The organism is Desulfoprunum sp. (genome assembly GCF_053613775.1).
The window spans coordinates 423875-439605 of the sequence record NZ_JBSHXH010000004.1; the positions used below are offsets into that span (position 1 = coordinate 423875).

Sequence of the window (15731 nt, forward strand, 5' to 3'; positions counted from 1 at the left end):
GTCTCCCGCCTGTTTCATCATACAATACAATAGACAAACCACAGGTTACGGAACCACTCTACAGGAAAATAAATTTTGTCGCAGAAGGGGAAGAATATGCTATCACAAGGGGCCTTGACCGGAATCCGGGTTCTCGATCTGTCGAGATTGCTGCCTGGTCCATACTGTTCGATGATCCTGGCTGATCATGGGGCCGAGGTTATTGCCGTCGAAGGGAAGAAATTCCAATCCGACGGGATGTTCTTCAAGGAGATCAGCCGCAATAAACGGCATGTCTCGCTCAATCTCAAGACCCGGGAAGGAAAAGCCATTTTTCTGGCCCTGGCGAGCAAAACCGATGTCATCCTCGAAGGCTTCCGTCCGGGGGTGGTCAAGACTCTCGGGGTTGATTACGAGACGGTGAAGGCCGTGAATCCCGGCGTCGTCTACTGTTCGATCACCGGCTACGGTCAGACCGGGCCGATGTGGGACCGGGTCGGTCATGATGTCAATTATCTGAGCATTTCCGGCGTCCTCGATCTGATCGGTGAAAAAGGACGTCCCCCTTCCATCCCCGGCGTCCAGTTCGCCGATATCGCCGGCGGCAGCATGAACGCGGTGATCGGCATTCTGCTGGCCCTGTTCGCTCGGGAAAAAACCGGAGAGGGCCAGTATATAGATATTTCGATGACCGATGGAATGATCGGCTATCTGACCCTGCCCTCGTTTTTTACCAAGTTGACCGGGCAGCGTTACGAACGATCGGAGACCAAACTCTCGCATCGCTTCGCCTGCTACAATACCTACGAAACCTCGGACCACAAGTACCTTGCCATCGGTGCGGTGGAAGAGCGGTTCTGGCGGAACCTCTGCGAACATCTGGGGGTCCCGGAATATACCGGCCTCCAGTATGACGAGGGGAGGCGGCAGGAGATCATTGCCTTCATGCGCAAAACCTTCGCCGGGAAGAGCCTGGAGGAGTGGGAAGAGGAGTTCCTCGAAGTCGAGGTCTGTCACTCACGGATTCAAGGGTATGAGGAGGTGCTGCGCGACCCGCTCTTCCTCGAACGGGAGATGATCGTCCCCGTGCTGCAGCGTGACGGCACCCTCAGCAAGGCACTCGGCATCCCCGTCAAATTGAGTGAGACTCCCGGCTCGCTGCGTACTCCTCCCGTCGATTTCGGGGAACATACCAGAGAAATCCTGCTCGAACTGGGGTATACCGACGGGGAGATTGATGACTTTCTGGCACGAGGGGTAATTTAACCCCCAGTCCGTCGAGGCCGGCCTTTCCTGGTCGGGGAAAGGCCGGCCTGTCGGTGGGTTTTGTTTTTACATATTCCTGCGGTAGCGGCCGCCGACCTCATAGAGGGCGCCGGTAATCTGGCCGAGACTGCAATGGCGTACGGTCTGAATCATCTGGGCAAAGATATTGCCGCCTTCAAGGGCCGTCTTCTGCAGCTGGCGCAACTCCCCCGGCGCCTGATCCCGATGCCGTTCGTGGAATTGGGCCAGCCGCCGCAGCTGTTCGTCCTTCTCCTCGTCTGAAGCGCGGGCGAGTTTCAGCTTGGCGTTCTCCTCATCGAAATTGGCGTCCGGGTTGCGGAAGGTGTTGACGCCGATGATCGGATACTCGCCCGAGTGTTTCAGGGCCTCGTAATACAGCGATTCCTCCTGGATCTTGCTGCGCTGGTAGCCGGTCTCCATCGCCCCCAGGACCCCGCCGCGCTCGGTGATCCGGTCGAACTCGGCGAGGACGGCGTCCTCGACCAAATCGGTCAGCTCTTCGACGACAAAACTCCCCTGGTTCATGTTCTCGTTTTTGGCGAGGCCCCACTCGCGGTTGATGATCAGCTGGATCGCCAGGGCCCGGCGCACCGATTCCGCGCTCGGGGTGGTGATGGCCTCGTCGTAGGCGTTGGTGTGGAGGCTGTTGCAGTTGTCGTAGATCGCGCACAGCGCCTGGAGGGTGGTGCGGATGTCGTTGAACTGGATCTCCTGGCTGTGCAGCGACCGACCGGAGGTCTGGATATGGTACTTGAGCCGCTGCCCGCCTTCATCGGCGCCGTATTTATCCCGCATGGCGACGGCCCAGATCCGCCGGGCCACCCGGCCGATGACGGTATACTCCGGTTCCATCCCGTTGGAGAAGAAGAACGACAGGTTGGGGGCGATCTGGTTGATGTCCATGCCCCGGGCGAGATAGTACTCGACGTAGGTGAAACCGTTGGACAGGGTCAGGGCCAGCTGGGTGATCGGGTTGGCGCCGGCCTCGGCGATATGGTAGCCGGAGACCGATACCGAATAGAAGTTGCGGACATTGTTTCTGATGAAGAACTCCTGGATGTCGCCCATCATCCGCAGGGCGAAATCGATCGAGAAGATGCAGGTGTTCTGGCCCTGGTCTTCCTTGAGGATATCGGCCTGCACCGTCCCGCGGACATTGGAGAGGACGGTGGCGCGGATCTGCTGCAGTTCGTCGTCGTCCGGTCGGCGGCCTCTTTCCGTAACGAAACGATCGACCTGTTGATCGATGGCGGTGTTCATGAACATCGCCAGGATGATCGGGGCCGGGCCGTTGATCGTCATCGACACCGAGGTGGTGGGGGAACAGAGATCGAAGCCGTCATAGAGCTGCTTGACGTCGTCGAGGGTGCAGATGCTGACCCCGGAGGTGCCGATCTTGCCGTAGATATCGGGGCGGACATCGGGATCCCAGCCGTACAGGGTCACCGAATCGAAGGCGGTCGACAACCGTTTGGCCGGATAGTTTTCGGACAGCAGTTTGAAGCGCCGGTTGGTCTGCAGCGGCCCGCCCTCGCCGGCGAACATCCGGGTCGGGTCCTCGTTGGTCCGCTTCAGCGGGAAGACGCCGCCGGTGAAGGGGAAGTAGCCGGGGAGGTTCTCCTTGCGCAGCCAGGTGAAGATATCGCCCGGATCCTTGAATTTCGGCAGGGAGATCTTGGGGATCCGGGTGTGCGACAGCGACTCGGTGTAGAGCGGCACCCGCAGTTCGTTGCCCCGCACGGTGTAGACGTAATCGTCGCCGGAGTAGGCCTGCTGCATCTTCGGCCATGATTGCACCAGGCCGGCGGTCTCCTTCTCGAGCTGGTCGGCAATCGCTTCCGCCTTCTGTTTCAGGAGGTCGAGCAGCTGCGTGCCGTTCTCCTGCTCTTCCTGCGATAAAAGGTCTGCGGTTTCAAGCAGATGCCAGCGCCGGCGGACCTTGTCGGCCTGGTCTGCGGTCTTGCGGTGGTATTTCCTGATCGCCTCGGTGATCTCCGACAGGTAGCGGGTCCGGTCCGGCGGGATGACGATGGCCTTCGACGACGAGGTCTTCAGGGCCGGTCTGGGGATGGTGGATTTGAGATCACAGCCTTTTTTGCTGTTCAACTGCTCGATGATGCCATGGTAGAGGGCGGTGACGCCGTCGTCGTTGAATTTCGAGGCGATGGTGCCGTATACCGGGAATTCCTCGGGCCTGGTGTCGAAGGCCTTGCGGTTGCGTTGCACCTGTTTGCGGATATCGCGGATCGCGTCGTCGCTGCCCTTTTTCTCGAATTTGTTGACGACGATGATGTCGGCGTAGTCGAGCATGTCGATCTTCTCGAGTTGCGACGGGGCGCCAAACTCGCTGGTCATCACGTAGATCGAGACATCGGCGAGTTCGGTGATCTTCGAATCGCCCTGACCGATGCCGGCGGTCTCGACGATGATCAGGTCGAAATCGGCGGCCTTGGCGACCATGATCGCCTCCGGCAGGGCCTCGGAGATCTCGGTCGCCGATTCCCGGGTGGCCAGGCTGCGCATATAGACCCGGGATGAGGTGGAGATCGAATTCATGCGGATCCGGTCGCCGAGGAGCGCCCCCCCGGTCTTGCGGCGCGAAGGATCGCAGCAGATGACGGCGATGGTGAGGTCCTGCATGTCGTGGAGGAAACGCAGGATGATCTCGTCGGTGAGCGACGATTTGCCGGCCCCGCCGGTGCCGGTGATGCCGATGACCGGTGGATTGTGTTTGTCGGCCAGAGGCCGGATCGCTTCGATCAGGCCGTCGAGTCCGGTAACCTGGCCGGCCTTGATCTGCTGAACGGCGGTGATGAACCCGGCGATCACCATCTCGTTGGCGCTGTGCAGGTTGTTGACATCGAAGCTGTGAAAAGGCAGGGTCGAGAAGTCGAGCAGACTGATCATGTGATCGGCCATCCCCTGCAGACCCATCGCCGCCCCATCCTCGGGGGAATAGATCTTGGTCACGCCATAGGCCTCGAGCTCCTTGATCTCGTCAGCGACGATAACCCCGCCTCCGCCCCCGAACACCTTGATATGGGAGGCCTTCTTCTCGCGCAGGAGGTCGATCATGTATTTGAACGACTCCATATGCCCGCCCTGGTAACTGGACATGGCGATGCCCTGGGCGTCCTCTTCGATCGCGGTTTCGACCAGTTCCTGAACGGAGCGGTTATGGGCGAGATGGATCACCTCGACGCCGCTGTCCTGCAGGATCCTGCGGATGATATTGGTGGAGACGTCGTGGCCGTCAAAGAGCGAGGTGGCGGTGATGACCCGGATACGGTTTTTCGGTCTGGAGATGGTGGCTTCGGTACTCATATGCTCTCCTTGGGGCAAGAGAAATTCGAGGAAATGACAGGATTCGCGGAACCTGTTGCAGTGCCATCGTAGGTTGAGGGTGCATCGCGAGGCCTGCTGGCGACCCCACGGCGGTTGATGCAGTCGAGGTATCCCCGGACAGCGTCAACTTTTCTTTTTGTCGAGAAAACACATTATGAATTCAGTCTGTTGCTCGATATACTGGTCTATCGTGAAATGTTTTGCGAAATACCACCGCCGGAATGCCCACGTATGGCCGAGGACGGAGATGTTGTGACTCATCAGGTTGATCGTCGCATCGTCGAGGTGCGGCAATTTGCCGCTGCGTTTGAGTTCGGTGAGGGCCTCGACGAACAGGCTGGTGATCCGCATCTCCGCTTCGGTGACTTTCTGCTGCCACTTCTTCGGCAGAAAATGGGTCACCTGATACATCAGCAGCACGTGATCGCTCATCCGGTCGCAGACCATGAAATGCTCGCGGATGATATTGGCCAGGGCCTCGCGCCCTTGCAGAGGTCTGGCCAGCACCTCCTTCAGGCCCTGTTCGACCTCGGAGTGAATGGCGATGCAGACGAGATACAGGACATCGTCCTTGGTCGTCACATACTCGTAGAGGGAGCCGATCGACAGCCCTGTGGCCTTGGCCAGTGCCCTGGTGGTAGTCTTGTGGTAACCACGCTGAATGAACAATTGGACTGCGGCATCGACAATCTGCCTTCGGCGTTCCTTGACGAGTTCCTTATTCTTGATCTGGGTCTCTACTTCACGCGAATCATCTCTTTCAAATACCATTACCGTTCGCTCCGTACAGGGATATTTTGTCTGGTTGTATTCAAAATAAATACATGAGTGAATAAACTATGCAAAATTCCTGAAGAACAAAAGAAAATTATGAAAGAGCAGTCCTCCCCACAGGGCCGTCTTCCCGGGACCTGCCGGTAATCAAGCGGAAGGGCAGCGGTTGCCGTATGGCCGTCGCATGCTTGAAGAACCGGTATTTACCGGCAAAGTGCGGTGCCGATCACCAGTCGCTGAATCTCGCTTGTTCCCTCGTAGATTTCAGTGATCTTGGCGTCCCGCATCATCCGCTCAACAGGGAATTCACGGGTGTAGCCGTATCCGCCATGGATCTGCACGGCCTGGGTGGTGACCTTCATCGCCGTCTCGCTGGCAAAGAGCTTGGCCATCGCCGACTCGGTAGAGTAAGAGAGACCGGCACTGGCTCGCCAGGCCGCCTTGTAAACGAGCATTCTGGCGGCCTCGACCTGGGTTGCCATGTCGGCCAGTTGAAACTGCACCCCCTGAAATTTGGCGATCGGCAATTCGAACTGTTTACGTTCCCTGGCATAGTCGACCGAGGCATCCAGGGCTCCCTGGGCGATGCCGAGGGCCTGGGAGGCGATGCCGATGCGACCGCCGTCCAGCGTCTTCATCGCGACCTTGAAACCGTTGCCGATATCGCTGAGAAGGTTTTCGGCGGGAATGCGGCAGTTTTCAAAGACGAGTTCGAGGGTGGGGGAGGAGCGGATACCCATCTTCCGTTCCTTCTTGCCGAAGGAAAAGCCGGGCGTGCCCTTCTCGACGATGAAGGCGCTGATTCCGTGGTGCTTCTGCGCCTCCTTGTCGGTTCGGGCGAACACGACATAGACATCGGCCTCACCGGCGTTGGTGATGAAAATCTTCGTTCCATTGAGGATCCAGCTGTCGCCCTCACGGACGGCAGTGGTTCTGGTGCCGCCGGCGTCGGATCCTGCCGAAGGCTCGGTGAGCCCGAAGGCGCCGAGCTTTTGTCCCCGGGCCATGGGGCGGAGGAAGCGCTGTTTCTGGTCTTCGGTACCGAACAGGTAGATAGGGTTCGACCCCAGCGAGATATGGGCCGAGAGGGTAACACCGGTCGAGGCGCAGACCCGTGACAGCTCTTCGACGGCGATGGCGTAGCCGATATAGTCCCCGCCGCCGCCACCGTATTGTTCGGGAAAGACAATGCCGGTAAGACCGAGTTCTCCCAGTCGGCCGAACATCAGATCGCGGTCGAAATGTTCTTCCTCGTCTCGAATACGTGCCGATGGGGCGATTTCCTTCTCGGCGAAATCACGGACCATGTCCCGGATCAGGTTCTGTTCTTCGGTCAGGGCGAATTGCATGATGATGGCTCCACAAGAAAAATGGCGTTGAGAAATGGACAAAGTGCAGCTGCAAGATACTGCTGTCGTTCAAATCTTGACGGAGAAACGGCCTCCGGAACCACCTTGCGCTATGCGGTGTCCTGCATCCGGAGGCCCTGATACAAGTCGGCCGTCTGCATCTCAGCCCGCGCTCGGTCCGGGTAGGGAATTGAGGCGGACTGAGATACATTGTTCACTGAGGAGATTATTCTTTCTTTGAGCTCAGCTCTGGGAAATCCCAGTAGAAATATTCATGTTGCATCTGTTCCTTGGTTTGTTCCTTGCGGGCAATTTCCTTTTCCCGCAATTCAACCCTTCTGATCTTGCCGCTGATGGTTTTCGGCAGTTCCGGGGTAAACTCGATGATCCGCGGGATCTTGAACTTGGCAAGGATATTGATGGTATGCTTGAAGATAGCGAGTGCCAGTTCACGGGAGGGTTCATACCCTTCCTTGAGAATGACGCAGGCTTTGACCAACTGGTGCCGTTTGGGATCCGGGACGCCAATGACAGCGGCCTCGCGGACGGATTCATGCTCGATCAGGGCGCTCTCGACCTCGAAGGGGCCGACCCGGTAATCGGAAGATTTGATGACATCGTCGGCACGACCGACGAACCACCAGTATCCGTCACTGTCGAACGAAGCGCGGTCGCCGGTGTAGTAATAGCCGTCTCTGAATACCCCGGCCATCTTTTCCGGGTTGCCGATATACTCGGTGAACAGGCCGATGCTCCTCCATTTGGTGAGGCGAACGGCGATGTGGCCGGGCTCGTCGGGGACGGAGATCTCCTTGCCTTCATCGTCAAGGAGGACGACGTCGTACATGCACGAAGGATAGCCGAAGGAACCACTGCGCATCTTGCCTTTGATCCATGGCGGGTTGCCGATCATCGCCGTCGACTCGGTCTGACCGTAGAAATCCCTGATCTCGGTGCCGGTCAGTTTTTTCCACTGGGTGATGACCTCGGGGTTCAGCGGCTCGCCGGCGCCGATCGAATGGCGCAGCGAGGAGAGGTCGTGCTTCGACACATCCAATCCGATGAACATCCGCCAGGCGGTCGGCGGGGCGCAGAATACCGAGACCTTGTTGGTGGCGATGGCCTCGAGATAGCTGTTGCCGTCGAGAACCTTGAAGTTGAAACCGGTGGCGGTGGCCCCGACGTTGAGAGGGGCGAAGAAACTGCTCCAGGCCCACTTGGCCCAACCGGGGGCGCCGAGATTGTGATGGATATCGTCCGGACGGATACCGGCGATCACCGAGGTGGAAAGATTACCAACCGGGTAGGATGTCGCGGTGTGACCGACGCGTTTCGGCAGGCCGGTGGTGCCCGAGGTGAAGAAGCAGAACAGCAGGTCAGTGGATTTGGTCTTGGCAGCGGCGGCCTGGGTGGCTTCCTTCTCCAGTTCGCTGAAGCTGGTCCAGCCTTTCTTGGCGCCAACGACCAGCTTGATTTTCGGTGTTGCCCCGGTCAAGGCGAGGGCCTCGTCGATCAGATCGGTGAAAACCTCGTCGGCAACGATACTATCCGGGGCGTACGTCTGGAATCTGAACTCGAGTTCACGCATCGTCATCGTTGTCGATGTTGGTACGATGACGAGACCGCCTTTGATGGAGGCATAGCTGGTAAACCAGGTTTCCGGGATAATCGGGAGCATCATGTAAATGTTGTTTCCCTTTTCTACCCCGGCCTGCCGCATGGAGTTCAGGCATTGGTTGCCGCGGCCGGCGAACTCTTTGTAAGTATAGCTTTTTCGTTCCTTGGTGTGGATATCAGACCAGATGAGGGCTGCCTTATCACCACGTTCCTTGATGTGGAAACCTTCGAATATTTCTTCAGCCCAGTTGAAATACTCGGGCATCGCCATGGCGTTCAATTTGTCGAAGAAAGCCTTGGCGGCAGCGGCCTTCTGGTCGTTGTCTTCCATCATGTTAAGGACCATTACTTCTTTGTATAGATTTTCCATACCCATAAAATGACTCCTTAATTTTTGATTTTTCGTTTCACCGTGCCGATTTCTTGTCTTCCCTGCCGTTGACATCTGCTACTGAGCGCTCGGTCGGTTTTTTGTCAACATCTTCTAGCGAGCGCTCGCTCGGACAGTGAAAGCTTAATTCGGTTTGATTCTGTTTGTCAAAGTATTTTTCACTCACATGCGTAGAAATCATTATCACCACTACCAACTCTCTGTTGAGGCTTAAATTTATGGGGAAATAACTGGTAACCCCTGAACATACGGTTTTGTTTCGGTTTATTACGTTCATCTGCAGTCTGGTAGGAAAAAAGACCATGCATGGAAAAATGATTGACAAAATCCAGTCAACGGTTAATCATCGCAGAAATGATTGAGCGCTTGTTCGGCGATCATTGAAGGCTGTTACAATCATCATGAATCTCTTAATCAGGAGGAAATAAAAAGTATTTTAAAATTGACTGAGCGCTCGGACACAACGGCATGACCCCCAGAAAACTGAGTTACAAGAGCATGATCATCACGGGGAAGAATGGAGGAGATTTCCGGATATCCCTGGACCTGAAGCGAAATATCTACTCACGTTTTACGAAAGGAGGAGTGTATGGCCGCAGGAGAATTGAAGCCGAAATGGGGACAACCCCTTACCGGAATTATTTCGTTTTGTGTGTTTACCGGCATTGCCTGGGTTCTCTGGTATCTGTTGAGCGATCCACGAGGTCCAATCCATAGTTTTCCCTATCCATTTATCATGTATCTCGCCATGATGATCCTTGTCGGTCTGTGGCAGCACATGTTCCTGGGCGACTGGCCGTTCGAGAATATCCCGCAGCCGGCCAGGGGCATTATCGAGACGATTGTCAATCTTGTCATTGTCTGGTTCGTGATCCACGTCGTCTTTTACAGAATCCTCGGTCTTGGTTTCAATTTCCTGAGCCAGAGCAACCTGGAAGCGCTGGCCGCCGGCGGTTCCTATATCGCCCAGTTCACCGACGCGACAGGTGCTGCCGTCACCTGCGGCAAGGAAATCGTCCTCGAACAACTGGTCGCCGGCTCCGCCCGTTACGCAGAACGCGCGATAGTCTGCTTTGTCCTGATCGGCTTTTTCAGCTATCCCTTCGTCACGATTATTTTCGGCAAATGGCCGGTCCGGCCAAGTGATCTGAAGCAGCCGGCAGCCGGACTCGTCGAATTCGCCTGGGCCTCGCTGTGGACCATGATCTTCTATACCGTACTGATCGTTCCTTTCTGGGGCATGCTCTACGGCAAGGTTTTCGGCACCTCCATCGGCCTGAACTTCCCCTGGTGGGCCAACATCGGCGGCACGCCCCATGTCCACTGGGTCTTCGGCTGGTGGGAGTGGATGATCATTCTCCTCTTCATGACCGCCAACACCTGGCGGATGAAACCATGGTCGGCAATTAACCTGCCGCAGCCGTGGAAGGGCCTGGTATCATTATTCATCATCTTCGTCCTGGGTTATGCCATCGCCCTGACCCTGGTCAAGATCATCCCGGCCTGGGCGCCTGATATGACCGCCGCCCTCGAGCACAACAACAAGGACAGCCTGATGCGGTTCCTGTGGTACCATGCCGCCGAGATCGCCGGCATAACCTTGTTCCCGTTCCAGATCTGGCATCATTATTTCGATGATATGGTGCCGATGGACGACAAGGATTCCTGGGCTGCCTTCTGGTTCCGCACCCTGGGTGTCGGCATCGCCGCCGTCATCCTCTATATTTTCTTCTATTACATCAATTTCGGTTACTGGGGACTCGGCAACACTCACATGGCGCATGATATCGCCGACCGGTTAATCCACGGTGAATCGTTGATCTGGAATTTCTGGTGGATCATCCCGCTGCTGTGGAACGAGTGGTTCTTCCATAAATGGCCGTTCTACAGCCATGAACATTGAGATTGAGCGATAGAAACACATCTCAGGGGGATGGACGTCGATTCAGGATATCCATCCCCCGGTTCCCTCGTTGGTTGCAGATCGATATCAGCCGGCAACCGCGGCTGGATATAACAGAGAAGAGGAGTGTATGAAAACAGCGGTCATCGTCAGTGCGGTGCGCAGCCCCCTGGCCAGTTTCGGCGGCGCCCTGAGCAGTTTCGGCGCCACGGATCTCGGGGCCCATGTCATCCGGGAAGCCGTGAAACGGGCCGGTATTGATGGAAAAGTTGTCAATGAGTGCATCATGGGCATGGTCCTTCCCTGTGGCTATGGCCAGAATCCGGCCAAACAGGCCGCGATCAAGGCCGAACTGCCGCAGGAAGTCGAGGCCATCACCGTCAACAAGGTCTGCGGTTCCTCGCTCAAGGCGGTGATGCTGGCCGCCCAGGCCGTCCAGTGCGGCGATGCCGAAGTTGTCGTGGCCGGCGGTATGGAGAACATGAGCATGGCCCCGTATTATATGGACAAGGCCCGCTGGGGCCTGCGCATGGGGCCGGGAAAAATCGAGGACCATATGGTCCATGACGGCCTGTGGGATATCGTCAACGATTTTCACATGGGGATGTCGAATGAACTGATCTGCGACAAATGGCAGGTCAGCCGGGAGGATCAGGACCGCTTCGCCGCCGAGTCTTATCGCCGGGCGCTGGCGGCATCGACAACCGGGCTGTTCGACGAGGAAATCACCCCGGTGCCTGTCCCCGGCAAGAAGGGCAGTGTCAAACTCTTTGCCCGCGACGAATGCCCGGTCGATACTCCCTACGAAACCATGGCGAAGATGCGGCCGGTGTTCAGGAAGGATGGCGTCGGGACTGCCGGCAACGCCTCGATCATCAGTGACGGCGCGGCGGCGGTGGTCGTGATGAGCCGGGAGAAGGCGGCGCAACTCGGATGCCCGATCATGGCCGAGATCGGTGCTCAGGCCTCGGCCGGCATCGATTTGAAATACGTGCTGATGGCCCCGATCCTGGCAATCCCGAAGGTTCTGAAAAAGGAAGGGATCACCATCGGGGATGTCGATATCTTCGAGATCAACGAGGCCTTCAGCGGTTCCTCGGTGGCCATCAACCGAGTACTTGGTCTCGATGGGGCCAAGGTCGACGTCAACGGCGGCAGCGTCGCCCTCGGTCACCCGATCGGAGCCAGCGGCGCCCGGCTGCTGACGACCCTGCTCTATCAGATGCGGCGCCAGGACGCCAGGACAGGTCTCGTCTCGCTGTGCCTCGGCGGTGGTGAGGCGGTCGCCCTCGTGGTCAAACGCTGAAGCGCACCTTCACAACGCGGTATTGCATACAATTTAAAACGACAGGGATATGCTATGGAGATCAAGACATTCGGTGTGATCGGTGCCGGCCAGATGGGCAACGGCATCGCCCAGGTGGCGGCAACAAGCGGGCTGCAGGTCCTGATGAGTGATATCAAGGAGGAGTTCACTGCCAAAGGACTGGCCAATATCACCAAAAATCTCGATCGCAGTGTCGACAAGGGAAAGCTGGATACCGCAGAGCGGGATGCCATTCTGGCCCGGATCAGGACCACCACCGACCTGCAGGACATGCAGGCGGCCGATTACGTCGTTGAAGCGGCGGTCGAACGCGAGGATCTGAAATTCAAGATTTTCCGCGACCTCGACGCCATCTGCCCCGCCCATGTGATCCTGGCCTCGAATACCTCGTCGATCCCGATCGGCAGGATCGCCGCCCAGACCAGGCGGCCGGAAAAGGTCATCGGGATGCACTTCATGAATCCGGTGCCGGTCATGAAACTGGTGGAGGTGATTCGAGCCCTCGCGACATCGCAGGAAACCTTCGACCTGACCTGGAATCTCTGCCTCAAATTCGGCAAGACCCCGGCCGAGGCCAACGATTTCCCCGGCTTCATCGCCAACCGCATCCTGCTGCCGATGATCAACGAGGCGGTGTTCTGCCTGTACCAGGGCGTCGGCCGCGCCGAGGACATCGACACTGTCATGCGCCTGGGAATGAACCATCCGCTGGGGCCCCTCGCCTTGGCCGACCTGATCGGACTGGATACCTGCCTGGCCATCATGGAAACCCTCTACGATGGGTTCAAGGATTCAAAATACCGTCCTTGTCCTCTGCTCAGGAAGTATGTCGAGGCCGGCTGGCTGGGAAGGAAAACCGGCAGGGGCTTCTTTACCTATTGAATCCCTGTTGTCATTGAAGACCGTGCAGAAGAAGGGATACCATGAACAGCTATGAGCAGGTGACACCGGCGGTCGAATTGCAGGTCCGGATCGCCAGGTTCCAGGAATCGTTGCGGCAAGACGGCGTCGACGGCGCGCTCATCGTCCAGAAGACCGATCTCTTCTATTTCGGCGCGACCGCCCAGCAGGGATGGCTGTATGTTCCGGCAGCAGGGGATCCGATTCTGATGATCTTCAAGGAATTCGAGCGGGCGAAGGCGGAATCGGCCCTGCCGGACATCGTTTCCCTGGCAGGCTCGAAGAATATCCCCGATATCATCAGGGAGCGGGGGTATCAACTGCCGGCGCGGCTGGGGATGGAACTCGATGTCGTGCCGGTCAATCTCTATCGGCAGTACGAAAGCATCTTCAGAGACAGCACGATCGTTGATGTATCGACGGCGATACGATTGATCCGGGCGGTGAAATCACCCTACGAGATAGGACTCGTCCGCCAGGCAGCGGCCGGCTCCGATGCAGTCTCGGGGAAAGTTCCCGAACTGCTGCGGGTGGGCAAGACGGAGATCGAACTGGCCGGTGAACTCGAGGCCTACGCCCGCAGCCTCGGCCACCAGGGGATAGTCCGGATGCGGTTGTGGGGGAGTGAGTTGTTCTACGGCCATCTGATGGCCGGACCATCGGCGGCGGTGCCGAGCTACCTCGCCTCGCCGACCGGAGGGGCCGGTGTCAGTCCGTTGATCGGCCAGGGGCCGGGTTTCAGGAAAATTCAAAGGAACGAACCGGTCCTGTTCGACTATGTCTTTGCCCTGAACGGATACATCTCCGACCATGCACGGATCTTTGCCATCGGCGCCCTGCCGGACGAACTGGTGCGGGCCCATGCGGCAATGCTGGAGATCCAGGAAGAGGTGAAACGGCTCGCCGTGCCGGGGGCGATCACCGGGGAGATCTATGATCGGATGGTGGCTTCGGCTGAAAGGAAGGGCTATGGGGAATGGTTTATGGGGGTAGGGGAGAGACGGATACGATTCACCGGCCACGGGGTTGGTCTGGAATTGGATGAGTTTCCCTTTCTGGCCAAAGGGCAGCAGCTTCCTCTGGCCGAGGGCATGATCATTGCCCTTGAGCCCAAGGTCATACTCCCCGGTAAAGGGGTCGTGGGTATTGAGAACACCCACCTTGTTACCGCCAGCGGGCTTGAACCGCTGACAAAAATGCTGGATGATATCGTGATACTGGCAGGTTGATCCAGCCGAACTCGGGAGAAGCACATGCTGAAGAACGCCAACAATCCGGATGAACTGGACAAAAAAGAGACGGCCCGCCTGGTTATCGACCTTTTTCATCGATCGATGATCCACCACGCCCTGTGGTTTGCCGAGGTCAAACACCAGATGGGGATGGACAGGGCGCTGGAATTTCTCCACGCGGCGACGAAGAAGAGCTATGACGTGCAGATGCATCATCTGTCGAAGCTGCTCGGGTTTTCGATGGAAGACGGAATTCCGGGGGCTCTTCTCGCCATGGATGATAAGGCCTTGATCGACCTGCGGGACCGGGTGGCAAAAAACTGGCTGGCAGGGGACGGCATCTGGTTCCAGACCATCGAGTCGGCTGAAGGACTCAATGAGGCCAAACGCTGCAACGATTCCTGCTGGGCGCAGTTTTCACCGTTCGAGGCGGCATCGATCAAAAAGCTGCTCGACCTGCCGGAAAACCCGGGACTGCAGGGATTGAAAAAGGCCCTGGCCTTCAGGGTCTATGGTTTCGTCAACGAGCAGTCGTTTACCGATGAGACCCCTGACAGTTTTGTCTTCCAGATGAACGATTGTCGGGTCCAGAGCGCCAGAAAACGGAAGGGATTGCAGGATTACCCCTGCAAGTCGGCCGGTCTGGTCGAGTACAGCTATTTTGCCCGGGCGGTCGATAAAAGGATCACCACCCAGTGCATCGGCTGTCCGCCCGACCCGCATCCGGATGAATGGTTCTGCGCCTGGAAATTCACGCTTGTCGAGTGATCGAGCATCCCGGAGAGACCTGATCAAAACTTTTTTGCCGCAGTTGAAGAAGAGTGGAGAAACTGTATGGAATTCGAGACAATCCTGTTTGAAAAAGATGGGGCCATTGCCACAGTCACGATCAACCGGCCGAAGGTGCTCAACGCCTTGAACCGCGACACTCTGGAGGATCTCGCCCGCTGTTTCCAGGTGATTGCCGATGATTCGACAATTCGTGTTGTCATCCTGACCGGATCGGGGGAGAAATCCTTCGTCGCCGGGGCCGATATCGCCTACATGCAGCATCTCGATCCGCTGCAGGCCCGTGATTTTGCCACCCTGGGGCAAAAGGTGATGAATGCGATCGAACAGCTCGATCGGCCGGTCATTGCCGCCGTCAACGGTTTCGCCCTGGGCGGCGGTTGTGAGCTCGCCCTCGCCTGTGACATCCGTATTGCCGGCGAAAACGCCCGCTTCGGTCAACCGGAAGTGGGTCTCGGTGTCATCCCGGGCTTTGCCGGCACCCAGCGCCTGCCGCGCCTGATCGGCAAGGGATATGCCTGCGAATTGCTTTTTTCCGGCGATATCATCGAGGCCGGCGAGGCCGCCCGGATCGGTCTCGTCAACCGAGTGGTGCCGCGGGACCAGGTGATGAACTCGTGCCGGGAACTGGCAGGAAAAATTGCCGCGCGCGGCCCGGTCGCCGTCAGATTTTGCAAGGATGCAGTCAATAACGGCCTCGAGATGGATCTCGGCCGGGCCTGCCGCTACGAGGCCGATCTCTTCGCCATGTGTTTTGCCAGCCCCCAGCAGCAGGAAGGAATGAAGGCCTTTATTGAAAAACGGGTGCCACGCTTCGACAGCGACAAGGATTGAAATC

Annotated in this window: 11 protein-coding genes; 7 read left to right on the forward strand and 4 right to left on the reverse strand. The window is 57.6% G+C overall.

The genetic code is table 11. The features are described 5' to 3' along the window. Window positions 1–96: 96 nt before the first annotated feature. The gene (locus tag ACWGKN_RS05965; RefSeq protein ID WP_035229337.1) at window positions 97–1245 is read left to right on the forward strand and encodes a CaiB/BaiF CoA transferase family protein; all 1149 of its coding nucleotides are present in this window, start codon (window positions 97–99) and stop codon (window positions 1243–1245) included. A gap of 66 nt (window positions 1246–1311) precedes the next feature. Here ACWGKN_RS05965 and icmF read toward each other — a convergent pair whose 3' ends face one another. The 4 genes from icmF to ACWGKN_RS05985 all read right to left on the reverse strand — a co-directional run bounded on the left by icmF (window position 1312) and on the right by ACWGKN_RS05985 (window position 8727). After that, window positions 1312–4590, reverse strand: coding sequence for a fused isobutyryl-CoA mutase/GTPase IcmF (gene icmF / locus ACWGKN_RS05970; RefSeq protein ID WP_035229129.1), 3279 nt, complete (start codon window positions 4588–4590; stop codon window positions 1312–1314). Window positions 4591–4734: 144 nt separating this feature from the next. Next, window positions 4735–5382, reverse strand: coding sequence for a TetR/AcrR family transcriptional regulator (locus ACWGKN_RS05975; RefSeq protein ID WP_035229128.1), 648 nt, complete (start codon window positions 5380–5382; stop codon window positions 4735–4737). Window positions 5383–5588: 206 nt separating this feature from the next. Continuing rightward, a complete protein-coding gene (locus ACWGKN_RS05980) occupies window positions 5589–6734 on the reverse strand; it encodes an acyl-CoA dehydrogenase (RefSeq protein WP_452094869.1) in 1146 nt (381 codons plus the stop codon). 226 nt (window positions 6735–6960) lie between these two features. Further along, on the reverse strand, window positions 6961–8727 hold the full coding sequence (locus tag ACWGKN_RS05985) for an AMP-binding protein (protein ID WP_452094870.1): 1767 nt from the start codon (window positions 8725–8727) through the stop codon (window positions 6961–6963). 763 nt (window positions 8728–9490) lie between these two features. Here ACWGKN_RS05985 and ACWGKN_RS05990 point away from each other — a divergent pair. From ACWGKN_RS05990 to ACWGKN_RS06015, 6 genes are all read left to right on the forward strand, one after another. Further along, the gene (locus tag ACWGKN_RS05990; RefSeq protein ID WP_424255575.1) at window positions 9491–10645 is read left to right on the forward strand and encodes a hypothetical protein; all 1155 of its coding nucleotides are present in this window, start codon (window positions 9491–9493) and stop codon (window positions 10643–10645) included. 130 nt (window positions 10646–10775) lie between these two features. Further along, the gene (locus ACWGKN_RS05995; RefSeq protein WP_424255573.1) at window positions 10776–11951 is read left to right on the forward strand and encodes an acetyl-CoA C-acetyltransferase; all 1176 of its coding nucleotides are present in this window, start codon (window positions 10776–10778) and stop codon (window positions 11949–11951) included. 54 nt (window positions 11952–12005) lie between these two features. Then, window positions 12006–12854 (forward strand): 3-hydroxybutyryl-CoA dehydrogenase, encoded by an 849-nt coding sequence (locus ACWGKN_RS06000; protein ID WP_452094871.1) that lies wholly within the window; start codon window positions 12006–12008, stop codon window positions 12852–12854. A gap of 41 nt (window positions 12855–12895) precedes the next feature. Further along, window positions 12896–14101, forward strand: coding sequence for a M24 family metallopeptidase (locus tag ACWGKN_RS06005; RefSeq protein WP_035229117.1), 1206 nt, complete (start codon window positions 12896–12898; stop codon window positions 14099–14101). A 24-nt stretch (window positions 14102–14125) separates the two neighbouring features. After that, a complete protein-coding gene (locus tag ACWGKN_RS06010; RefSeq protein WP_035229115.1) occupies window positions 14126–14872 on the forward strand; it encodes a DUF6125 family protein in 747 nt (248 codons plus the stop codon). A gap of 66 nt (window positions 14873–14938) precedes the next feature. Beyond that, window positions 14939–15727, forward strand: a complete 789-nt coding sequence (locus ACWGKN_RS06015; RefSeq protein WP_035229113.1) for an enoyl-CoA hydratase-related protein — start codon at window positions 14939–14941, stop codon at window positions 15725–15727. Window positions 15728–15731: the final 4 nt, after the last annotated feature.

Coding starts and splice junctions, on each gene's coding strand:
- ACWGKN_RS05985 (WP_452094870.1), bottom strand. CDS start 8,727: ATGGGTATGGAAAATCTATACAAAGAAGTAATGGTCCTTAACATGATG.
- ACWGKN_RS05990 (WP_424255575.1), top strand. CDS start 9,491: ATGATGATCCTTGTCGGTCTGTGGCAGCACATGTTCCTGGGCGACTGG.
- ACWGKN_RS06000 (WP_452094871.1), top strand. CDS start 12,006: ATGGAGATCAAGACATTCGGTGTGATCGGTGCCGGCCAGATGGGCAAC.
- ACWGKN_RS05980 (WP_452094869.1), bottom strand. CDS start 6,734: ATGCAATTCGCCCTGACCGAAGAACAGAACCTGATCCGGGACATGGTC.
- ACWGKN_RS06015 (WP_035229113.1), top strand. CDS start 14,939: ATGGAATTCGAGACAATCCTGTTTGAAAAAGATGGGGCCATTGCCACA.
- ACWGKN_RS05995 (WP_424255573.1), top strand. CDS start 10,776: ATGAAAACAGCGGTCATCGTCAGTGCGGTGCGCAGCCCCCTGGCCAGT.
- icmF (WP_035229129.1), bottom strand. CDS start 4,590: ATGAGTACCGAAGCCACCATCTCCAGACCGAAAAACCGTATCCGGGTC.
- ACWGKN_RS05965 (WP_035229337.1), top strand. CDS start 97: ATGCTATCACAAGGGGCCTTGACCGGAATCCGGGTTCTCGATCTGTCG.
- ACWGKN_RS05975 (WP_035229128.1), bottom strand. CDS start 5,382: ATGGTATTTGAAAGAGATGATTCGCGTGAAGTAGAGACCCAGATCAAG.
- ACWGKN_RS06005 (WP_035229117.1), top strand. CDS start 12,896: ATGAACAGCTATGAGCAGGTGACACCGGCGGTCGAATTGCAGGTCCGG.
- ACWGKN_RS06010 (WP_035229115.1), top strand. CDS start 14,126: ATGCTGAAGAACGCCAACAATCCGGATGAACTGGACAAAAAAGAGACG.